Source organism: Mesorhizobium sp. CA14 (genome assembly GCF_020165195.1).
In the GTDB taxonomy this organism is placed as follows: domain Bacteria; phylum Pseudomonadota; class Alphaproteobacteria; order Rhizobiales; family Rhizobiaceae; genus Mesorhizobium.
Genome location: NZ_JAIUHR010000016.1, coordinates 105,597 through 126,025 on the forward strand (window position 1 = coordinate 105,597; position 20,429 = coordinate 126,025).

Sequence of the window (20,429 nt, forward strand, 5' to 3'; positions counted from 1 at the left end):
GGCGGTGGCGTTCGACTTCTATCTTTCGACCATGTGGAGCGTGCTCAAGGCACTGCCGCTGACGCTCGAGATATGGTTCTTCGGCATCGCCTTCGGGCTCATCATCGCCACCGGCCTGACCTGGCTGCGGGCTTCCGGCTACAAATTGGGTGAATATTTCACCCGCGGCTATGTCTTCGTCTTCCGCGGCTCGCCGCTCTTGGTGCAGCTCTATCTGATCTATTTCGGGCTCTCCCAGTTCGACTTCGTCCGCCACAGCCCGATCCTGTGGCCTATCCTGCGCGATCCGATGTATTGCACGATCGTCGCCATGGCCTTGAACACAGCCGCCTATGAGAGCGAGATTTTCCGCGGCGCGCTGCGGGCGGTGCCTGTCGGCCAGATCGAGGCGGCCAAGGCGTTCGGCATGTCGGCTTTCACCCGTTTCCGCCTCGTCACGCTCCCGATCGCGCTGCGGCTCGCCTTGCCGGCCTATTCGACGGAAATCATTCTCATGACCAAGGCGACCGCGCTGGCGTCCGTGGTCACCATCATGGAGATGATGGGAACGGCGCAGAAGATCCAGCACGACACGTTCCGGCCGATCGAGGTGCTGACCTGCGCCGGTGTTATCTACCTGCTGCTCAACCTGTCGATCGCCCGGCTGTTCGCCTGGGTCGAACACCGGCTTTCGCCGCATCTGCGTCCCCCGCCCGAGCAGAGCCAGTTGGTCAAACCCATCCCGGAGGTGTTGTGATGTCGGCTAATATCGCCGCTGCCGCGAAAGCCGCACCGTCCTCCGATGAGACACCCGCCATCAGCGTCAAGGATCTGCGCAAGTGCTTTGGCGATCATGAGGTGCTCAAGGGCATTTCACTCGAGGCGCATAAGGGCGACGTCATCTCGATTCTCGGCTCCTCCGGCTCCGGCAAGAGCACGATGCTGCGCTGCATCAACCTCCTGGAAACCCCGGATTCCGGCGAAGTGCGGGTCGACGGCGAGCTCATCAAGATGAAGCGGGGTCGCGACGGCCACCAGATACCCGCCGACATCCGCCAGGTGGAGCGGATCCGCGCCAACCTCGCTATGGTTTTCCAGAGCTTCAATCTGTGGTCGCATATGACCGTGCTGGAAAACCTCGTCGCCGCGCCGACACATGTGCTCAAGCGGCCGCGCGCCGAGTGCTTGGAGCAGGCCGAGGCCTTGCTGAAGCGCGTCGGCATATGGGAGCGCCGCAACTACTATCCGCCCCACATGTCCGGCGGCCAGCAGCAGCGCGCGGCAATCGCCCGCGCGCTGGCGATGAATCCCAAGGTGATGCTGTTCGACGAGCCGACATCGGCGCTCGATCCGGAACTGGTCGGCGAGGTGCTGCGCGTCATGCGCTCGCTCGCCGAAGAAGGACGCACCATGCTGGTCGTCACCCATGAAATGGGCTTTGCCCGCGACGTGTCGAGCAAGGTGATGTTCCTGCACAAGGGCGAGGTGGATTCGGTTGGCGAGCCGAAGGAGATGTTCGCCAGGCCGCCGACGCCGCAGTTCAAGCAGTTCATCGCCAACTTCAATAAGTAGGCGCTGCGTTCCCTTCTCCCCTTGTGGGAGAAGGTGGCCGCGAAGCGGCCGGATGAGGGGTGCTGGAAGAAACGAGGCGTTGAAGAATAGGATGCTTCAAGTGCCCATTTCCCCCCTCGGAGCGATCCTTCCAACACCCCTCATCCGTCTCGGCGCTTCGCGCCGATCCACCTTCTCCCACAGGGGGAGAAGGGGAAGGCGTCAGATCATGTCCGACAGATCCGAGAACGCCATCGCTTTGCGCAACACCTCGGCAAAGCGTTCGCCGGCGATTTCCTTGTCGCCGCTATTGTCGATCGAGGTCACGTCCGGTCCGGTCAGCTTGACGCTGGTGCTGCGCGCCAGGCGGGCAAGCACCTCGCCGCGCGATTCTCGGCCGCGCGCCGCCAGCCGCTCGGCGAGGATCTCCGGCGTGGCGGTGATCTCGACCACGGCCAGATTGGCATAGCGCTCGCGCAGCGCCGGGATGACCGCGCGGGAGACATTCGCCACGGCTACGTGGCCGTTCGCCACAGCCCAGTCGACATCGGCCGGCAGGCCATAGCGCAGGCCGTGCGCGTCCCAGCAAAGCGAGAAGGCGCCGTCGGCCTCCGCTTCGGCAAAGGCGGCATCGGCCAGCGTATCGTGGTCCTCGCTTGCCGTATCGCTTGGCCGGGTGATGACGCGGCGCACGAATTCCAGCCGCGTCTCGCCGGCAAAGCGCGCCTTGGCGTAGCCGATCAGCGTATCCTTGCCGGCGCCGCTCGGGCCGACCACCGCGACGAAGACGCCGTGGCGGATCGGCAGGCTGTCGGCCAGCTCGCGCTCGATGAGGGCCGAGACCATCATGCGACCCGGCGATCCTGGCGCCAAACGGTGCGCACGACCGGCACATGGTCGTCGATGCGCACGCGCACCAGGTCGGCCCGGCGGCCTGGCTCGATGACACCGCGGTCGGCGAGGCCGACCGCTTCGGCCGGGTTCTTCGACACCATGGCTACCGCCTGCGGCAGGGAAATCCCTTCGACGACATCGCCGAGGAAGAAGGCCGACTGGATCAGGCTGAAGGGGATGTAGTCGGACGACAGGATGTCGAGCAGGCCGTTGGCCGCGAGCGTACGCGCCGAGACATTGCCGGAATGCGAGGCGCCGCGCATGACGTTCGGAGCGCCCATCAGCACGCCGAGGCCCGCCGCTTTCGAGGCCTTGGCCGCCTCTTCCGTCGTCGGGAACTCGGCGACGCGCACGCCCTGCTCGATCGCCTCGTCGACATGGCCGGCGGTCGCGTCGTCATGGCTGGCCAGCACGATGCCGCGCTCATGGCAGGCGGCCGAGATGAAGACGCGGTTCGGACCGGAATTGCGGGCCGATTCCGCCATCCGCTTTTCGCAGAATTTCTGGAAGTCGCGGTCCGTCAGCTTCAGCTTGCGCTGGTAGTAATAGGCATAGGTCTCGAGATTGACGAACTGGCGCTGTCCGGGCGCATGATCCATCAGCGAGGCGAGCTTCACCCGCTCGTCGGTCTCGAAATTGGCGAAGGCCTCGAGGCAGTCCGGCGCCGAGACCTCGCAGCGCAGGTGGATGAAATGGTCGGCCCTGAGCCGATCCTGGCGCACGCTGTCCTCGATCGCGTCGGCCAGCTTGCGGACGTCGTCGGATTTCAGGTCGGCGTCCTCGTCCATGCCGACGCGCAAGGCGTCGAGCACGGTGGTGATGCCGGCCGTCGCAACCTGGGCATCATGGGCAAGCACCGCGGCGATCGGGTTCCAGCGCACCTTCGGGCGCGGCGCGTAGTGGCCTTCGAGGTGGTCGGTGTGCAGCTCGACAAGGCCCGGGATGATGTAGTCGCCGCCCATGTCCTCGCCGGTGCGGGCAGCACCCGGCTCGACGGCGGCAATCAGGCCGTCGCGCAACAAAAGCGAGCCTTCGACGATTTCGTCGGGCAGCACGATGCGGGCATTGGTGAGAACGGTTTCGGCGGTCATCTCGGGCGGTCCTATATCAATCAAGCTGTTTTGCGGGCGGGGCTGCGGCCAAGCGCATGGTGGGAAAGCACCATGAACGGAGCGCCGGGCTCGCTTTCGACGAACAAGGTCAGCGCATCCACCGGCACCGGCTGCCGCAGCACATCGGCGAACAGGCCGTCGATCGCTGCGCGAAGACGTGGGCTTTCCTCCGGCCCGACGCGCCCCGACAGCGTCATGTGGAAGCGGAACGTGTCGAAGACGTAAGGATAGCCCCATTGGCAGAGGTTGCGGAACTCGTCCGGCTTCAGCGCATCGGGGCTGCGGCGCTCGATCTCGGCCTCCGTCAGCGGCGCGCGGAACGGATCGAAGGCGCGCACCACCTCGCCGGCGAAATCGTTGAGCGGCGCGAACTGCGTTTCCGGCACCAGCGCGAAGAAGCCGTCGATCTGGCCGATGACCAGACGCGAGATGACAACCGGCGGCGTCGCCTCGGCGAAAGCGTCGAGCGCGGCGCGCAGCGAAGCTTCCGTCTCGTTCGGCGCCAGCCGGAACGGCGCCTTCAGCGTGGCGTGGAATCCGTAGCGCCGGGCGGACGCGGTGTGGAAGGCGACCTCCGCGGCCGACAGATCGCCCACGGCCTCGACCGGCCGCGTCGCCGCGCCGAACGGGTCGCGGCCCAGCCAGTTGGCGGCAATGCGCGCCAGCCTCTCGTCCTGCCTCGGGGTGTAGTAGATGGCGTAGCGCATGGGCGTTCCTCGTCAAGCGCGCTGCGTGCCCCGAAGGATTATGCGACGCGCTTCAAGTCATTGTCTCGGCAAGTCGTGGGCCCAAAAAACGCCGGAGCGCTTGCGGCGACATGCACCGGAACCGCTGCCATAGGTGATTTCCATGACGGATTGACGAAGCTTTCATGGGTTTTCGAAGGCAAGTCCAGCACCGAGCTCGTTAGCCGACGATTTTTCAGAGCCTGGACCAACGGCTTTGCCGGCGTGCCGATCAGGCCTTCATCAGCCATTCATGCTCGGCCGCGTTGTGGAATTTCCACGTCCGCTTCGGTCCGGCCATGACATTGAGGTAATAAAGGTCGTAGCCGTGGCAGGCGGCGCAAGGGTGATAGCCCTTGGGCACCAGCACGACATCGCCGTCCTCGATCGCCATCGCTTCGTCCAACTCGCGCACGCCGTTGCGGTCGGCATCGGTGTAGACGCGTTGGAAGGCAAAGCCCTGCGGCGGGTTGAGCCGGTGGTAATAGGTTTCCTCGAGATAGGATTCGGCCGGCAGGTTGTCTTGGTCGTGCTTGTGCGGCGGGTAGCTGGAGGTATGGCCGCCGGGCGTGATCACCTCGACCACCAGCAGCGAATCCGCCGGTTTGCCCTCGGGCAGGATGTTGGTGACGTAGCGCGTGTTGGTGCCCTTGCCGCGCACCTCCTGGCCGAGATCGTCAGGCCCGATGACGCGCACCGGCAGGCCGCCGTCTAAGCCGGGCGCCGAGCAGACGGCAAGCTCCAGTTCGGTATCGGCCGTCACCGACCAGTCCGAGCCTTGCGGCACATAGACCGACCAGGGCTTGCCTTCGAAGGGCGACATGCGCTCGCCGAGCAGGCCGAGGTCCTTGCCGCCGGCCGACGCCTTGCCCTTGCCGGTGACGAAGACCAGGCACACTTCGCGCTCGCCCGTCTTTCCCGACGCCGTCTCGCCTGGCCGTAGCCGATGCAGATCGAAGCCGACATAGGTCCAGCCGGCGCTTTGCGGCGTGATGTGGGCGACATGGCCGTGGCCCTTGTCGGCCTTGACGAGCAGTTTCGACATGGGAGCTCCTTGGATCATTCCTTCGGCTCGACCGGAGGCTTCGCCTCCTCCGCCGGCTTGTAGAGGTAGAAAAACTGCCACACCGCATAACCGGCGAAGCCGAGCGCGATGACGCCCCAGAAGGGTGTGCCGGAGGCGAACTCGATCACCGACCAGACCAGGCAGACCGCGACGACGGCGATGCGGCGCCACAGCGGCCGGAAGAAGGGATGCTCATAGTCTTTCATCGCGCCAATCCAGGATTTTACCAAAGCGCAACGGATAAACCGCGCGCCCCGGCGAATCCACCGGTTACGCCGAAAACCCTTGCGTCTCGACCGTATAGCCGGCGGCCGTCATCACCCGCATCAGCTCCTTGTGGCCGACTTGAGCCATCTTGAGCGGTGGGTTCTTCTTCGGGTCCTGCTCGGCCTCGACCACGAACCAGCCCTCATAGCCGTGGTCGGCGAAACGCTGGACGATGGCGCCGAAGTCGAGCGAGCCGTCGCCCGGCACGGTGAAGGCGCCAAGTGCCACAGCATCGAGGAAGGACTGTTTTGTCCGGTCGAGCCCGTCGATGACGCCCATGCGCACGTCTTTCACATGGACGTGGTTGATGCGCTTGTGGTGGTTGTCGATCGCGCGCAGCACATCGCCGCCGGCAAAGGCGAGATGGCCGGCGTCGAGCAGCAGCGGAATGCCTTCGCCGGAATTGCGCATGAAGGCGTCGAGCTCCGGCTCGGTCTCGACCACCGCTGCCATGTGGTGGTGATAGGAAAGCGGTATGCCCTGCTCGGCGCACCATTCGCCGAATTCGGTGACGCGGCGGCCATAAGCCTTCATCTCGTCGTCTGAAAGTTTCGGCTTGGTGGCCAGAGGCTTGGAGCGGTCGCCCTGGATGGACCGGCCGACCTCGCCATAGACGATGCAGGGCGCGTCGACCGCCTTGAACAGGTCGATCATCGGCTGGATGCGATCCTTATTCTTCGCCAGGTCCTCATCGACCAGCGTGCCGGAGAACCAACCCCCGCAGAGCGTGACGTCGGCCTCCTTCAGGATTGGCAGCATCACCTTCGGATCGTTGGGGAAACGGCGGCCCATCTCCATGCCGGTGAAGCCCGCCGAGCGCGACTGGCGCAGACATTCCTCCAGCGACACGTCGTCGCTCAATTCCACCAGATCGTCGTTCCACCATGCGATGGGGGACATGCCCAGTTTGGCTTTCAAGTCGTCACTCCAGCTTCGGATTGTCCAATTTCGTTCGTCGGCGCTGCCCCTCATCCGCCTGCCGGCACCTTCTCCCCGTGAAGGACAGGGAGAAGGGACAAGCTCCAGCGCTGGCGACCCCCTCTCCCCGTTCTTACGGGGAGAGGGTGAGGGTGAGGGTGAGGGGCAGCGCCAGCGTCAATCGCCTGCACTCTGCATCTGCTTTCTCTCTTCATAGACCTTGCGCGCGGCATTGACCTGCGGCCGCGACGAGACTTCCGGCACGGCGACGTCCCACCAATGGCCGCCGGCCTCGGTCGACACCAGCGGGTCGGTGTCGATGACCAGCACCGTGGTCTTGTCGTTTTTCTTCGCCTTGGCCAGCGCTGTCTCCAGTTCGGCGATGGACGCCACCTTCTCGGCGACGGCGCCTAAGCTTGCCGCATGGGCGGCGAAGTCGACGTCCGGCATCACCTCGTGGCGCGCGTCCTTCAAGAGATTGTTGAAGTTGGCGCCGCCGGTCGCCATCTGCAGCCGGTTGATGCAGCCATAGCCGCGATTGTCGAGCAGCACGATGGTGAGCTTCAGGCCAAGCATCACCGAGGTGGCGATCTCGGAATTGAGCATCAGATAGGAGCCGTCCCCGACCATGACGACGACCTCCTGGTCGGGCTTCGCCATCTTGACGCCGAGCCCGCCGGCGATCTCGTAACCCATGGTCGAGAAGCCGTATTCGGCATGGTAGGAGCCCGGCGCGCCCGCCTGCCAGAGCTTGTGCAATTCGCCCGGCAGACCGCCCGCAGCATGCAGAAGCGTCACGCCCGAGCCCATGGCGCGCTGCACGGCGCCGATCACCTGCGCATCGGAAGGATAGGCGGTGTTGGTCGAAGCGGTCACCTTGGCGGCGGCGGCCTGCCATTCCGTCTTGCCCTTCATCGCATTGTCGGTCCAGGTGGCCGGCGCCTTCCAGCCCTTCAGCGCGGCGGACAGTTCGGCAAGCCCCTCGGCCGCGTCGGCGACCAGCGGCAGCGCCCAATGCTTTCCGGCGTCGAAGGCCTGGGTATTGAGGCCGATTATGGTGCGGCCGGCATTCTTGAACAGCGCCCAGGAGCCGGTGGTGAAATCCTGCAGCCTGGTGCCGACGGCGAGCACGACATCGGCCGCTTCGGCCAGCCGGTTGGCGGCCGACGTGCCGGTGACGCCGACGGCTGCCATATTGAGCGGATGATCGTCGGGCAACGAGGATTTGCCGCCCTGGGTCTCGCAGACCGGAATACCGGCGCCCTGCACCAGTTTGGCGAGCTCGTCCGAAGCCTGCGAATACAGCACCCCGCCGCCCGCGATCACCAGCGGCTTCTTCGCGCCCTTCAGCGCTGCGACGGCTGCCGCCAGCTCACTGCGATCCGGGCGCAGCCGGCGCAGTGCCCAGACACGCTCGGCGAACAAGCTTTCGGGATAATCATAGGCTTCGGCCTGCACGTCCTGGCAGAGCGAGAGCGTCACCGGGCCGCATTCGGCCGGATCCGTCAGCACCTGCATCGCGCGGTTCAGCGCCGGGATGATCTGCTCCGGCCGCGTGATGCGGTCGAAATAGCGCGATACGGGACGGAAGCAGTCATTGACGCTCGCCGTGCCGTCGGAGAAATCCTCGACCTGCTGCAGCACCGGGTCGGGCAGGCGGTTGGCAAAGATATCGCCCGGCAGAAACAGGACAGGCAACCGGTTTACATGCGCGAGCGCCGCGGCCGTCACCATGTTGAGCGCGCCGGGGCCGATCGACGAGGTCGCGGCCATGAAGCGGCGGCGGAAATTGGCCTTGCCATAGGCGATCGCCGCATGCGCCATCGCCTGCTCGTTATGGGCGCGGAAGGTCGGCAGCTCGTCTCGCACCTGATAGAGCGCCTCGCCAACGCCGGCGACATTGCCATGGCCGAAGATCGCCCAGACGCCGCCGAAGATCGGCACCTTCTTCCCGTCGATCTCGGTCATTTGCCGGCTGAGGAAGCGGGTCAGCGCCTGCGCCATCGTCAGGCGGATTGTCTTGCTCATGATGTCTCCTCCGCGGTCCTTCAGCGGTCTTCTTATGCGGCCTTGCGGCCGCGTGCGGCAAGCCATGCCTCGGTCAACTGTTCGAAGCGCGCGGATATGTCGGCGATCGCCTCGTCATCCGACATCCTGCCGGCCAGCCATCGTTCGGCGGCGTTGACGAAGATGGTGCGACCGACGGCAAATCCCTTGACGATCGGCGCATTGGCGGTGGCGGCAAACGCCGCGACCAGCTCGTCCTGCGGCGCCTCCAGCCCGAGCAGCACCACGCCACGGCACCAAGGATCGTTCTTGACGATCACCTGTTCGATTTTCGCCCAGGCGCCCGCCGAAGCCTGCGGCTCGAGCTTCCACCAGTCCGGTTTGATGCCCAGCGCATAGAGTTCTTCCAGCGCGCGCGGAATGGTGGTGTCGTCGAGCTTGCCGTGCTTGCCGGCGATGATCTCGACCAGCAGTTCGCGTCCCACTTTCCGCGCCGCCTCGAACAGCGCGCGCAGCTTCTGCTGCTGCTCGGTCTTTAGCGCTTCCGGGTCGTCCGGGTGATAGAAGCACAGGCATTTGATGCAGTGGTCGACCGGCCATTCGGTGAGCTGTGAACCGATATCCTGCGAGAATTCGAAGCGCAGCGGCCGCGATCCAGGCAATTCGACGGGGCGGCCGAGCCAGGCGAAGGGATGGCGGGCGAATTCGAACATCGCATCGCGGCCATATTTCTCGTCGATCAGCATGCCGTAGCCGTCGCGGCCGGCGGCGACCTTTGCCGCCGCCTTGACCGTCAGCACCTTGAAGTCGGGAATACGCGAAACATCGGCGCCGACCCTGGCCGCCACATCTTCCAACTGCACGCGATGGTCGCAGGCTAAAGCCATCAGCGAGGGGATGTCGCGCCGGCGCGTCGTTGCCCAATGGATATGGTTGATCGCGTCGTCCTTGCGCAGCGCCAGGTGTTTGCTGCCGTGCTTCAAAAAGAATTGCAGCTCCTCGAAGGTCGGATATTCCGGCGCGCAGAGCAGGCGCGACACCGCGAAGGCGCCGCAGGCATTGGCCCAGGTCGCGGCGGTGGCAAAACTCTCGCCGCCGAGCCAGCCGCGCAGGAAGCCGGACATGAAGGCGTCGCCGGCACCCAGCACATTGTAGATCTCGATCGGGAAACCCTTGCCGACGATGCCGTCCTCGAGATCGTCGCTGATCGGGCCGTCATAGACGATGCAGCCCTTGGCGCCGCGCTTGAGCACGATGGTGGCCGAGGACAGCGCGCGGATCGTCTTCAGCGCGCTGAGGCAATCGTCGGCGCCCGACGCGATCATGATCTCTTCCTCGGTGCCGACGATGAGATCGCAATCGGGCAGCACCGTCTTCAGCTGCGCCGAGACCCGGTCCGACTTGACATAGCGCTCGAAGCCTTCGGCATGGCCGGCAAGACCCCAGAGGTTCGGGCGATAGTCGATGTCGAACACAACCTTGCCGCCCTTGGCCTTCATCAGGCGGATCGCCTTGCGCTGCGCGGCGTCGGAATTCGGCCGCGAGAAATGCGTGCCGGTGACGACGACCGAGCGCGCCGAGGCGATGAAGGCCTCGTCGATATCCTCCTCGGCCAGCGCCATGTCGGCGCAGTCCGAACGATAAAAAATCATCGGCGAGACGCCTTCGCTCTCGACCGAAAGCAGCACCAGCGCCGTCAGCCGCTCCTTATCGGTCTTCAGCCCGTCGACCGAGACGCCTTCGCGCCGAAGCTGCTCGCGGATGAAGCGGCCCATCTGCTCGTCGCCGACGCGGGTGAGCAGCGCCGAGCGCAGGCCGAGCCTCGCCGTGCCGACGGAAATGTTGGCCGGGCAGCCGCCGACCGACTTGGCGAAAGAGGTGATGTCCTCCAGCCGCGAGCCGATCTGCTGGCCATAGAGATCGACCGAGGCGCGGCCGATGGTGATGACGTCGAGCGGCGGGTATTTCCCTTCCACGGCTTCGCCCATTCGAACCTCCCATCGGCCTTGTTGTGCAGAGCAGCGTCGTTTTGGACAGCACGCGCCAGCGATGGCGTGGTGTCGTCAATATGAAATATTAATTCCAATCCGCAGTCAATATGGAATGAGTGTTCCCAAGGCGAAAAGCGGCCCGCCGGCGAGGCTCAGCCCTTGCGCCGGCGCCCGGCCTCGCGGCGCTTCTCGCCGACGGCGACGGTCAGCGCCATGGCCAGCGCCATCGTCGCCGAGATCGAGCGGAAGCCCCCGAAATCGGCCTCGGCGACCTCGAACCAGACCTTGGCGAATTGCGCCAGCGGCGAGAAGGACGAGTCGGTGATCGCCACGATCGGCACGCCCTGTTCCGCGATCGAGCGCGTCTCCTCGATGGTCGCCGGCGCATAAGGCGAGAAGCTGATGGCGATGACGGCATCGCGCGGCGTGGCGAAGCCGATCATCTCGGCGTTCAGCCCCGCGGCCGATTCCACCAGCTGGTTGCGGATCTTGAGCTTGCCCAGCGCATAGGCGATGTAGGACGCCACCGGATAGGAGCGGCGCTTGGCCAGCACATAGATAGTCTCGGCTTTCGCCAGCAACGCCACCGCCTCTTCGAAATGCGCATCGTTGAGCGAACGCGAAATGTCGCCCAGCGAGGTGCTGGCGGCGGCGACGAAGCCGTCGAAGATCGCCCGATGCCCGCCGCCGTCCTCGGCCTTGGCGCGCAGCGCCGCCAGCCGCTCGTCATAGGAGGAGTTGCGTTCGCGCAGACGCTCGCGGAAAACCTGCTGCAGGCTGGTGAAGCCGTCGAAGCCGAGCTGCTGGGCAAAACGGATCAGCGTCGAGGGCTGCACGCCGGCGGAAGCGGCAATGCTTGCCGCCGTTCCGAAAGCGATATCGTCGGGGTTGTCGAGCGCATAGGCGGCGATCTGCGCGATGCGCTTGGGCAGGCTCGCGCGCCTGTCCAGGATCGTCGCGCGCAGTGTTTCGAAATCGCGAGGCACCCGTTCGTCCATCGTCGCTCCGCCCACGCCCATAAGGTTTGTCCCTCTCCTGCCTCATCATAGCGAGTTCGCGCAAGAACACCATAAAAAATGATTTAGATGTTCCATTCTTTACTAAAATGGACTAATTCATCCATGCGAACTTTCCTTTATTCTGGAGACAATCGACATGGTCGGAGTGGGCCTCATCGGCACGGGCTTCATGGGCAAGTGCCACGCCATCGCCTGGAACGCGGTGGGCACCGTCTTTCCCGATGTCGACAAGCCAAGGCTGGTGCATCTGGGCGAGGTGAATGACGAGTTGGCCCGGCGCAAGGCCGGCGAGTTCGGCTTCGCGAAAGGCTCCGGCGACTGGCGCGCCGTGGTCGATGATCCGGAGGTCGATGTCGTCTCGCTGACCACGCCGAACCAGTTCCATCCCGAGATGGCGATCGCTGTCCTCGAAGCCGGCAAGCATCTTTGGTGCGAGAAGCCGATGGCGCCGAGTTTCGCCGAGGCCGAGACCATGGCGAAGGCAGCAACGAAATCCGGCAAGGTCGCCGTGCTGGGCTACAACTACATCCAGAACCCCGCCATCCGCCATATCGGCGCGCTGCTCGATGAGAAAATCATCGGCGACGTCAACCTCCTGCGCATCGAGATGGACGAGGACTTCATGGCCGACCCGGAAGCTTTGTTCTTCTGGAAGCACGAGGCGTCGTCCGGCTATGGCGCGCTCGACGATTTCGCCGTCCATCCGCTGTCGCTGATCAAGGCGCTGTTCGGCCGCGTCAGCCGGGTCATGTGCGACATGGTCAAACCCTATGCCGACCGCAAGACCGCTTCCGGCGCCCGCCGCGCGGTCGAGACGTATGACATCGCCAGCGTCTTGATGCATCTCGAGAACGGCGTTGCCGGCTCGCTGCTGGTCAACCGCTCGGCCTGGGGCCGCAAGGGCCGCATCGCCATCCAGATCTTCGGCTCGAAGGGCTCTATCCTCTACGATCAGGAGCGGATGAACGAGTTCCAGCTCTACCTCACCGCCGACCGGCCGACCGAGCAGGGCTACCGAACCATCCTGGTCGCGCCGCACCACAAGCCCTATGATTCCTTCCTGCCGGCGCCCGGCCACGGCCTCGGCTTCAACGACCTCAAGATGATCGAATGCCGCGAGCTTCTGATGCGCATCGCCGGCAAGCCGGCCCGCATCATCGACTTCGACGAAGGGCTGGAGATCGAGCGCACCGTGCATGCCATGGCGCGTTCGTTCCAGGAGCAGCGCTGGATGGATGTGAGATAGGCCTGCCGGCCGACGAGATCGCCGCAACGGGCGGCGATCACCTACCAACGCAAGACCGGATCCGGGCATTCAGGCCAGGTTGATGGCGACGTTGCGCAGCAGCGCCACGGATTTGCGCATGCCTTCCATCGGCGACAGCATCATGTCCTCGTGCTCGATCGACAGCACGTCGTCATAGCCCGCCTGCTTCAACGCGGTGCAGAACTGCCGCCACCAGGTCTCGCCGTGGCCGTAGCCCAGCGTGATGTAATTCCAGGCTCTTTCGGCATAGTGATTTGGCGGGCGCGCATCGAGCACGCCGTCGATGGCCGCCGGTATCGGTTCGATGCGTGTGTCCTTGGCGTGGACATAGTAGATCGCCGAGCCAAGCTTGCGCACGGCGGCGATAGGATCGGCGCCCATCCATATCGGATGGCTCGGATCGTAGTTCGCGCCGACCGTCTCGCCGACGGCATCGCGCAGCCGAAACAGCGTCTGGACATTGTACACGGCCTGGTGCCCGTGCAATTCCAGGCAAAGCTTCCTGATGCCCAGATTGTTCGCGAACTGAACGAGATCGTGCCAGTAGGGGATGATGCAATCGTCCCACTGGTAGCGCAGGATGTCGGCGCATTCGGGCGGCCAGTCGGTGACGATCCAGTTGGGGTTGGCGTCGCCCGGGCCGCCCGGCAGCCCCGACATCATCACCACGCGGTCGATGCCCAGGAGGCTCGCCAGCCGGATCGTGTCCCCGGTCACCTGGCGGTGCTGCTTGCCCTGTGGCCCCGGATGCAGCGGGTTGCCCGAGCAGTTGAGCGCCGCGATCGCGAGCCCATGGTCGCGGACCTTGGCGACGAATTCGGCGCGGGTCGCCGCGCTGTCCAGCATCGCCGCAAGGTCGATATGCGGCGCCGACGACCAGTTGCCGCAGGCGAACTCCAGCGTCTCCAGCCCCAGTTCGGCCGAGGCGCGCAGCATTTCGTCGAAAGACAGGTTGCCCAGGCTGTCGGTGATCATGCCAATCTTCATTTCGGAAACTCCCGCTTGCTTCGGACCATCCGCTCACAGCTCTACGGGCTCGAACCTGCCGGACCGGGCCGACGCAAGCGCCGCCTCGCAAAGGATCATCGCCTTGCGCCCATCGCTGGCCGTGACCGCCGGACTCCTGCCCGTTTCGACGCAGGTGATGAAGTGATCGATCTCGGCGGCGTAGGACTCGGCATAGCGCTCGACGAAGAAATAATAGGGCTTGTCGCGCGATATACCCTTGCCGCCGTATAGTTCCACCGAGGTCGGCAGCCGGTTGCCGGCCTGCAGCATGCCGTCGGCGCCGTGCACCTCGATGCGTTGATCATAGCCATAGGCGGCCCTGACGCTGTTGTTGATGTGGCATTGCCGGCCGGACGCGGTGCGCAGGATGAACATCGCGGTGTCGTAGTCGCCGAGCTTCCGGTATTGAGGCGCCACCAGCGAGGAGCCGGTCGCGAACAGCTCCACCGGCTCCTCGCCGAGCATGTTCCGCGCCATGTCGAAGTCGTGGATAGTCATCTCGCGAAAGACGCCCCCGCCTCCCGCCAGCGCTTCCTCGGTTTCCGGCTCGGGGTCGCGGCTGGTGATGATGACCTGTTCGACGGCGCCGATCTCGCCGCCATCGAGGCGCTCCTTCAGCGCCCGGAAGCTCGGATCGAAGCGGCGGTTGAAGCCGATCTGGAACGGCACGCCGGCCTTCGCGACCGCCGCCAGGCACTCGTCGGTGCGCTTGAGGTCGAGATCGATCGGCTTCTCGCAGAAGATCGCCTTGCCTTGCGCCGCCGCGGCCATGGCTAGCTCCGCGTGGGTGCGTGTGGCCGAGGCGATGAACACCATTTTCACTGCCGGATCGTTCATAACGGTCTCGGCGTCCACGATCTCGGCGCCGGTTACGGCGGCGACCTTCTCGGCCGCCTCGCGATTGGGATCGACGACGTAGCGCAGCCGCACCTTCGGGTGGCGCGCGAGATTGCCGGCGTGCACCCTTCCGATCAGTCCCACCCCGAACAGACAAACATCCATCATGCGTTCGACTTTCCCATCAGGCCGCTCCATCGCTGGCGGCCGGTTCGTGTTGCCCAAGCGGCATCATTTCACCGCGCCCATGGTCAGCCCGCGCACCAGATGCCGCTGTACCAGGAGCGCGAAGAACACGATCGGCAACGCGCCGATGACGCCGGCCGCTGCCATCGAGGCCCAGTCGGTATCGATGCGGCCGATCAGCGTCGCCGTGCCGCGCGGCATGGTCATGGCGCGCGGCGTCGCCGTCAGCGCCAGCGCGAAGAGGAATTCGTTGAAGGTGACCAGTACGGCGAAGATGGCTGTGGCCGCGAGCCCCGGTGCCGCCAATGGCAGCGTGATGCGGCGGAAGGCGCCGAAGCGCGAATCGCCGTCGACCATGGCCGCCTCCTCGAGATCGACGGGGATCTCGCGGAAGAAGCTCTCCATCATCCAGACGCAGAAGGTCACGTTGAAGGCCGTGTAGGTGGCGATCAGGCCGAGCCAGCTGTCGAGCAGGCCGAGGCTCAGCATCAAGAGATAGACGGGGATCAGGATGACGACTGGCGGGATGATGCGCAGGGTGAGCAGGAACAGGCCGACCTTGCGCTCCGCGGCGAAGGGCAGGCGGAACCTGGCGATCGCATAGGCGCCCATCGCGCCGACGATGAGCGCGATGGCGACCGAGAAGAAGGTCACCACCAGCGAGTTCGTCAGATAGGAGCCGAACTGCTTTTCGGTGAACAGCCGCACGTAATTGTCGAGCGTCGGCACATGCGGGTACAGCGTGCCTTCCTGGGTGATCTCGCGATTGGACTTGAGCGAGGTCGAGACCAGCCAGTAGATCGGCAGCAGCACGACGGCCAGCACGAAGACGGTGGTGAGGATGCGCGACAGGCGGTTGCTCATGACGCGTCCACTCTGCGCAGCAGCCTGATCGCGCTGAAGGCCAGCGCGAGCACGACGAGGCCGATCGTCACGAACAGCGCCGCCGCGTATCCGGTCTGCTGGAACTTGAACGCGGTGTCGTAGCCGTAGATCGAGATCAGCCTCGTCGCTTCGCCCGGCCCGCCACGGGTCAGCACGAAAACCTGGTCGAAGGTGCCGAAGGCGTCGATGGTCCTGAGAACGATCGCCACCGCCAGCACCGGCCGCATCATCGGAAAGGTAAGATCGGCAAAGACGCGCCAGGCGCCGGCGCCGTCGACGCGCGCCGCCTCGAACGGCTCGTGCGGCAGCGATTGCAGCCCCGCAAGCAGGATCAGGAACATCAGCGGCGTCCATTCCCAGACGTCGAGCGCGACCAGGCCGATGAAGGCGTTGAGCGGATTGCCGAGGATCTGGACCTCGCCGCCGCCCATGGCCTTTGACAGCGCGGTCAGCATGCCGGCGTCGCTGGCATAGATCAGTCGAAAGACGATGGCGACGACGACGGGCGTGATCACCATGGGAATGATCAGCACGGTCCTGAGCAGCCGGATGCCGCGGAATTCGTGCAGGCAAAACAGCGCCAGCGCGAAGCCCAGTACCGCCTCGAAAGACACCGACAGCGCCACGAACTTCACCGTGACCCAGAGCGCGTTGAGAAACTGCGCGTCGCTCCACAGATGCAGATAGTTCTGCAGGCCGACATCGGCCACCGGCGAGCCATAACGATAGGCTCTGGTGCTGGCGCGGAGTCCATCCCAGAGCGGATAGACGAGCACGCCGAGCACGATCGTCAGGCCCGGCGCCAGCATGAGATAGGGGAGGGCGAGGTCGAGCCCCGCCCCCTGCAGGCGATATTTGCGCGCCTGCGAGCCCCTTTGCATCAGTAGTAACCGGCCGTGGTCAGATAGGCCTTGACCTGCTTGGCCGCCGTGTCGAGCGCGGCGCCGCCGCCGGAGCCGGCCTGCAGCGCCTTGTTGAGCTCGATGCCGAGCAGTTCCTCGACCTTTGCCCAGTCCGGTGTGCGCGGCCGCGGCAAGGCTCCCGCGTCGAGCTGCTGCAGGGCGACCGGGATCAGACGGTTGCCCGGCTTGGCGATGCCGAAGGCGCTGCGCTTGACGGGAATAGAGCCCGCTTCCGAGAGCTTGGCCTGGGTTTCGGCGCTGACATACCATTTCAGGAACTCGATCGAATTCGCCTTGTTGGGCGCCGATTTCGGCACGCCTGCGATGAAGATGCCCATCTGGGCGATCGCCTTTTCCTGCTTCGGCACGACGCCGAAATCGAGCTTGCCGGCGACCTTGGTCTGCGCCGGATCGTCGGCCTTCAACGCGTTGCCCGAATACTGGATGATGGCGCCGGCATCGCCGCCGAGGATTGCCGCGCCCTCCTGGTCGGAGTCGAACTCGACCACGCCGCTCGGCGCGTTCTGCTTCATCGTGCCGACGAAGAAATCGGCCGAGGCCTTGCCCTCGGCCGAATTGAAGATCGGGTTCCACTTGTCGTCGAAGAACGAGCCGCCGAACGACAGGAAGATCGGATACCAGCTGGTGACGATCGGGTTGCCGGAGACACCCCGGAAAACGACCGGGTATTTGATCTTGCCGGCAGCCACGCCTTCCTTGCCCTTGGCGATCACCTCGTCCCAAGTCTTGGGCGCGCCGCCGGTGAAGACGTCGTTGCGATAGGTGAGCGTCTGCAGGTCGCCGACGAAGGGCACGCAGATCAGTGTCGGCTTGGCGTTCTCGAAGCCCTTGACGCGCGGCCCCTGCTGCGGCGGCCAGTAGCCCATGTCGATCATCGGGCCGATCCAGTCCTTGTCCGACCCATCGATGCCCCCGGTGCCGAGATCCTCGAGCACGTTGGCGGCGCCGAACTGCGGCACCCATGGATCGTCGAGCAGGTAAAGGTCATACTGGCCGGCCCCGCTCTGAGCGTCGGCGAACCACTTCTCCAGCGTCACCCCGTATTCGTCCTCGAGGAACTGGATGTCGAAGCCCTGCTCCTTGGCCAGCGGGATTATCTTTTCCTTGAACGGCGTCAGGCCGCCATCGGCGAAGGCGCCGATGATCACCTTCTTGCCGGCTGCCCTGGCCGGCATCGGCAGGCCGAGCGTGGTGAGGGCCGTGCTGGCCAAGGCGAGGCCGAGCCCGCCCTTGATGACGGAGCGGCGAGTAAGTCTGCTGGAATGCATCATGTCACTCTCCCATTGTTGTTGACCCTGTGGACGGCGGTGAGGCCGGCCGAATTGAAGAAACAGGCGTTCGCCGGGTCGAAGGCGACGCCGATGCTTTCACCCACCACACCCCTGAAATCGCGTCCGGCTCGCACCTGGACGTTGCCGCCATCGAGGCGGACATTGACCAGCGTCTCGTTGCCCATGGGCTCGACCACATAGATTTCGCCCTGCAGCGCACCCGCTTCGCCCGGCGGGGCGACGCTGCAGTCTTCCGGTCTCAGCCCGATCTCCACGATCTCCGCCAGGCGGCATGCGGCGAGCCGTGTCTGATCCACCGGCACGATCCCGGTGGCGACCGTCACGCCTTGCTCGGAGAGCGCGGCCGGCAGGATGTTCATCGGCGGATTGCCGACGAAGGTGGCGACGAAGCGGTTCGCCGGGCGGTCGTAGATCTCGATGGGCGGCGCCATCTGCTGCAATTCGCCGCCCTGCATGACGGCGACGAGGTCGGCCATGGTGAGCGCCTCGACCTGGTCGTGGGTGACGTAGATGGTGGTGGCGCTGAGGCGCTGGCAGAGCCGCTTGATCTCGCCGCGCATGGTGAGCCTGAGCCGCGCGTCGAGATTGGACAAAGGCTCATCCATCAGGAAAGCGGCGGGATCGCGCACGATGGCGCGGGCCAGCGCCACGCGCTGCCGCTGGCCGCCGGAAAGCTGGCGCGGCCGGCGGTCGAGCAGATGGCCGATTTCGAGGATGGCGGCGACCTCGCCGATCTTGGCTTTGCGTCCGGCCTCGGGCGTGCCGCGTATCCACAGCGGATAACCGATATTGTCCGCGACCGTCATCTGCGGATAGAGTGCGTAGCTCTGGAACACCATGGCGATGTCGCGGTCGCGCGGCTGCAGCCGGGTGACGTCGCGCTCGCCGATGAACACCTTGCCGGCGGTCGGCATGTCGAGCCCCGCCAGGATGCGCAGCGCCGTCGTCTTGCCGCAGCCCGAGGGGCCGAGAAGGGCGAGGAATTTATGGTCCGGCACGGCGAGGTCCAGCGATCGCAGCACGTTGAGCGCGCCGAAATTCTTGACCACATTCTTGAAGACTACCGAACCCATCCCGCCAGCGCCCCTGCCTTCCTCAAGCCTTGCGCTCGTGCACGTAGAAACCGGCATCTTGCGCCAGTTTCTTCAGATTGCGATAGCCCATCGTCGCATAGGTCAACGGATGCGCCTTGGCCGGATCCTGCTCGGCCTCCACCACCAGCCAGCCGGAATAACCCTGGTCGGCGAGGATCCTCAGCAGCGTCGGATAGTCGATCGCGCCGTCGCCCGGCACTGTGAAGATGCCTTCCATCACCGCGCCCATGAAGCTCATGTCGGCCTCGCGCGCTTTCTTCAGGATGGACGGCCGCACATCCTTGCAATGGACATGCACGACGCGCTCGACATGCCGGCGCAGCAATTGCTCCGGGTCGCCGCCCGAAAAGGCGCAGTGCCCGGTGTCGTAGAGCAGGCCGACCGCCTCGCCGGTTGTGTGCATCAGCCGGTCGATCTCGGCGTCGGTCTCGACGATCGTGCCCATGTGATGGTGGAAGGCCATTCCGACGCCGAAATCGGAAAACCGCTCGGCGAGCCGGGTGATCTTGGCGCCATAGGCCTTCCATTCGCCATCCATCAGCTTCGGCCGCTGCGAGATCGGATCGTGGATGGCGCCATGCCGGCCGCGCGAGGTGTCGGCATAGACGACGCGCCTGGCGCCGAGGTCGCGAAGCAGCGTCAGATGCGGCCGGATCGCCTCGAACTCCTCGTCCACCTCCTTCTCGCAGATGCGCCCGTCAAACCAGCCGGAGACCAGCGCCAGCCCGTAATGGTCGAGGATGGGCCGAAGCGTGCGGCTGTCGCGCGGGAACTTGCCGCCAAGCTCGGTGCCGGCATAGCCGGCCTCCGCGGTTTCGGCGAGGCAGGTCTCGAGCGGCGTATCGCCGCCCAGTTCCGGCACGTCGTCATTGGTCCAGGTGATCGGGTTGATGCCAAGTCGAACTGTCGTCATTGCTCGCTTTCCGCCCCGCAGCCGGGATGGCTGCGGGGTTGATGGTCTCGGGAGGAGATGGCTGCGATTGCTGGCGGCGGGCGAAACCCTGCCGTTTCGTTCGGCTGGACGCCCTCCCAGCGCCGTGCCTCACATGTCCCCGTCTTGCATGTTCTTGTCGACGTCTTGCCCCAACGTCAGTGAGCGAAGTCTACCCCGCTCTGTCTCCCTCGCGAGGGCCAGTTTTCCGGAAAATGAAGGAACCAGTTTGTGCTGAGAGGCGGGTGTGGCAGGATGGGGGATGGGAAATCCAAGAGCATCCACGCAGCACTACGGAACTAAGCGTCTACCGTCGGCGCGAGGCACCCCCCTCTGTCCTACCGGACATCTCCCCCGCAAGGGGGGAGATTGGCAGCTTCGCCGGCGGCGCCTCTCCAGCAACGTTTGCGATTGGCGAAAGCGGCGGCGACATCTGATCTCCCCCCTTGCGGGGGAGATGGCCGGCAGGCCAGAGGG

At 65.1% G+C, this 20,429-nt stretch carries 19 protein-coding genes; 3 read left to right on the forward strand and 16 right to left on the reverse strand.

The annotated features are described in order from the left end of the window. Window positions 1-4 precede the first annotated feature (4 nt). Both LB565_RS17985 and LB565_RS17990 read left to right on the forward strand, forming a co-directional pair. A complete protein-coding gene (locus LB565_RS17985; protein WP_224586268.1) occupies window positions 5-736 on the forward strand; it encodes an ABC transporter permease in 732 nt (243 codons plus the stop codon). Further along, entirely contained in the window at window positions 736-1,551 is an 816-nt protein-coding gene (locus LB565_RS17990) for an ABC transporter ATP-binding protein (protein WP_224586270.1), read from the forward strand. Before LB565_RS17985 ends, LB565_RS17990 begins: the two co-directional genes overlap by 1 nt. Before the next feature lie 201 nt (window positions 1,552-1,752). Here the strand turns inward: LB565_RS17990 and phnN are convergent, their stop codons facing one another. The 9 genes from phnN to LB565_RS18035 form a co-directional block, all read right to left on the reverse strand. Continuing rightward, window positions 1,753-2,379: a phosphonate metabolism protein/1,5-bisphosphokinase (PRPP-forming) PhnN gene (phnN, locus tag LB565_RS17995; protein WP_224586272.1), complete on the reverse strand. Its 627-nt coding sequence runs from the start codon at window positions 2,377-2,379 to the stop codon at window positions 1,753-1,755. Continuing rightward, the gene (locus tag LB565_RS18000; RefSeq protein WP_224586274.1) at window positions 2,376-3,515 is read right to left on the reverse strand and encodes an alpha-D-ribose 1-methylphosphonate 5-triphosphate diphosphatase; all 1,140 of its coding nucleotides are present in this window, start codon (window positions 3,513-3,515) and stop codon (window positions 2,376-2,378) included. The genes phnN and LB565_RS18000 overlap by 4 nt, the downstream gene beginning before the upstream one ends. A gap of 20 nt (window positions 3,516-3,535) precedes the next feature. Further along, window positions 3,536-4,243 carry a DUF1045 domain-containing protein gene (locus tag LB565_RS18005; protein WP_224586276.1) on the reverse strand — a complete coding sequence of 236 codons (708 nt, stop codon included), beginning with the start codon at window positions 4,241-4,243 and terminating at the stop codon, window positions 3,536-3,538. 250 nt (window positions 4,244-4,493) lie between these two features. Next, entirely contained in the window at window positions 4,494-5,306 is an 813-nt protein-coding gene (iolB, locus tag LB565_RS18010; RefSeq protein WP_224586279.1) for a 5-deoxy-glucuronate isomerase, read from the reverse strand. A gap of 14 nt (window positions 5,307-5,320) precedes the next feature. Further along, window positions 5,321-5,533: a DUF3329 domain-containing protein gene (locus tag LB565_RS18015; protein WP_224586280.1), complete on the reverse strand. Its 213-nt coding sequence runs from the start codon at window positions 5,531-5,533 to the stop codon at window positions 5,321-5,323. A gap of 64 nt (window positions 5,534-5,597) precedes the next feature. Then, a complete protein-coding gene (gene iolE / locus LB565_RS18020; RefSeq protein ID WP_224586281.1) occupies window positions 5,598-6,512 on the reverse strand; it encodes a myo-inosose-2 dehydratase in 915 nt (304 codons plus the stop codon). Window positions 6,513-6,689: 177 nt separating this feature from the next. Next, window positions 6,690-8,540 (reverse strand): 3D-(3,5/4)-trihydroxycyclohexane-1,2-dione acylhydrolase (decyclizing), encoded by a 1,851-nt coding sequence (gene iolD, locus LB565_RS18025; RefSeq protein ID WP_224586282.1) that lies wholly within the window; start codon window positions 8,538-8,540, stop codon window positions 6,690-6,692. Between the two features lie 32 nt (window positions 8,541-8,572). Then, a complete protein-coding gene (locus LB565_RS18030; protein ID WP_224586283.1) occupies window positions 8,573-10,507 on the reverse strand; it encodes a bifunctional 5-dehydro-2-deoxygluconokinase/5-dehydro-2-deoxyphosphogluconate aldolase in 1,935 nt (644 codons plus the stop codon). 155 nt (window positions 10,508-10,662) lie between these two features. Continuing rightward, the gene (locus LB565_RS18035) at window positions 10,663-11,508 is read right to left on the reverse strand and encodes a MurR/RpiR family transcriptional regulator (RefSeq protein ID WP_224586284.1); all 846 of its coding nucleotides are present in this window, start codon (window positions 11,506-11,508) and stop codon (window positions 10,663-10,665) included. A gap of 157 nt (window positions 11,509-11,665) precedes the next feature. Between LB565_RS18035 and LB565_RS18040 the strand changes: the two genes are divergently transcribed. Further along, window positions 11,666-12,775, forward strand: coding sequence for a Gfo/Idh/MocA family protein (locus LB565_RS18040; RefSeq protein ID WP_224586285.1), 1,110 nt, complete (start codon window positions 11,666-11,668; stop codon window positions 12,773-12,775). A 69-nt stretch (window positions 12,776-12,844) separates the two neighbouring features. Here LB565_RS18040 and LB565_RS18045 read toward each other — a convergent pair whose 3' ends face one another. From LB565_RS18045 to iolE (LB565_RS18075), 7 genes are all read right to left on the reverse strand, one after another. Continuing rightward, window positions 12,845-13,783 (reverse strand): sugar phosphate isomerase/epimerase family protein, encoded by a 939-nt coding sequence (locus LB565_RS18045; protein WP_224586286.1) that lies wholly within the window; start codon window positions 13,781-13,783, stop codon window positions 12,845-12,847. Window positions 13,784-13,816: 33 nt separating this feature from the next. After that, a complete protein-coding gene (gene iolG / locus LB565_RS18050; protein WP_224586287.1) occupies window positions 13,817-14,809 on the reverse strand; it encodes an inositol 2-dehydrogenase in 993 nt (330 codons plus the stop codon). A 63-nt stretch (window positions 14,810-14,872) separates the two neighbouring features. Continuing rightward, entirely contained in the window at window positions 14,873-15,691 is an 819-nt protein-coding gene (locus LB565_RS18055) for a carbohydrate ABC transporter permease (protein WP_224586290.1), read from the reverse strand. After that, window positions 15,688-16,593, reverse strand: a complete 906-nt coding sequence (locus LB565_RS18060; protein ID WP_224586292.1) for a carbohydrate ABC transporter permease — start codon at window positions 16,591-16,593, stop codon at window positions 15,688-15,690. Before LB565_RS18060 ends, LB565_RS18055 begins: the two co-directional genes overlap by 4 nt. After that, window positions 16,593-17,906: an extracellular solute-binding protein gene (locus LB565_RS18065; RefSeq protein ID WP_224586293.1), complete on the reverse strand. Its 1,314-nt coding sequence runs from the start codon at window positions 17,904-17,906 to the stop codon at window positions 16,593-16,595. The genes LB565_RS18060 and LB565_RS18065 overlap by 1 nt, the downstream gene beginning before the upstream one ends. Then, complete coding sequence (locus LB565_RS18070; protein ID WP_224586294.1) at window positions 17,903-19,000, reverse strand: ABC transporter ATP-binding protein; 1,098 nt, start codon at window positions 18,998-19,000, stop codon at window positions 17,903-17,905. The genes LB565_RS18065 and LB565_RS18070 overlap by 4 nt, the downstream gene beginning before the upstream one ends. 22 nt (window positions 19,001-19,022) lie before the next feature. Next, window positions 19,023-19,934, reverse strand: coding sequence for a myo-inosose-2 dehydratase (gene iolE / locus LB565_RS18075; RefSeq protein WP_224586296.1), 912 nt, complete (start codon window positions 19,932-19,934; stop codon window positions 19,023-19,025). Window positions 19,935-20,429 lie beyond the last annotated feature (495 nt).

Bases quoted from the DNA above. Each gene is read 5' to 3' on its own strand.
- LB565_RS17990 (WP_224586270.1), top strand. From the start codon at position 736: ATGTCGGCTAATATCGCCGCTGCCGCGAAAGCCGCACCGTCCTCCGAT.
- phnN (WP_224586272.1), bottom strand. From the start codon at position 2,379: ATGATGGTCTCGGCCCTCATCGAGCGCGAGCTGGCCGACAGCCTGCCG.
- LB565_RS18000 (WP_224586274.1), bottom strand. From the start codon at position 3,515: ATGACCGCCGAAACCGTTCTCACCAATGCCCGCATCGTGCTGCCCGAC.
- LB565_RS18005 (WP_224586276.1), bottom strand. From the start codon at position 4,243: ATGCGCTACGCCATCTACTACACCCCGAGGCAGGACGAGAGGCTGGCG.
- iolB (WP_224586279.1), bottom strand. From the start codon at position 5,306: ATGTCGAAACTGCTCGTCAAGGCCGACAAGGGCCACGGCCATGTCGCC.
- LB565_RS18015 (WP_224586280.1), bottom strand. From the start codon at position 5,533: ATGAAAGACTATGAGCATCCCTTCTTCCGGCCGCTGTGGCGCCGCATC.
- iolD (WP_224586282.1), bottom strand. From the start codon at position 8,540: ATGAGCAAGACAATCCGCCTGACGATGGCGCAGGCGCTGACCCGCTTC.
- LB565_RS18030 (WP_224586283.1), bottom strand. From the start codon at position 10,507: ATGGGCGAAGCCGTGGAAGGGAAATACCCGCCGCTCGACGTCATCACC.
- LB565_RS18035 (WP_224586284.1), bottom strand. From the start codon at position 11,508: ATGGACGAACGGGTGCCTCGCGATTTCGAAACACTGCGCGCGACGATC.
- LB565_RS18040 (WP_224586285.1), top strand. From the start codon at position 11,666: ATGGTCGGAGTGGGCCTCATCGGCACGGGCTTCATGGGCAAGTGCCAC.
- LB565_RS18045 (WP_224586286.1), bottom strand. From the start codon at position 13,783: ATGAAGATTGGCATGATCACCGACAGCCTGGGCAACCTGTCTTTCGAC.
- iolG (WP_224586287.1), bottom strand. From the start codon at position 14,809: ATGATGGATGTTTGTCTGTTCGGGGTGGGACTGATCGGAAGGGTGCAC.
- LB565_RS18055 (WP_224586290.1), bottom strand. From the start codon at position 15,691: ATGAGCAACCGCCTGTCGCGCATCCTCACCACCGTCTTCGTGCTGGCC.
- LB565_RS18060 (WP_224586292.1), bottom strand. From the start codon at position 16,593: ATGCAAAGGGGCTCGCAGGCGCGCAAATATCGCCTGCAGGGGGCGGGG.
- LB565_RS18065 (WP_224586293.1), bottom strand. From the start codon at position 17,906: ATGATGCATTCCAGCAGACTTACTCGCCGCTCCGTCATCAAGGGCGGG.
- LB565_RS18070 (WP_224586294.1), bottom strand. From the start codon at position 19,000: ATGGGTTCGGTAGTCTTCAAGAATGTGGTCAAGAATTTCGGCGCGCTC.
- iolE (WP_224586296.1), bottom strand. From the start codon at position 19,934: ATGACGACAGTTCGACTTGGCATCAACCCGATCACCTGGACCAATGAC.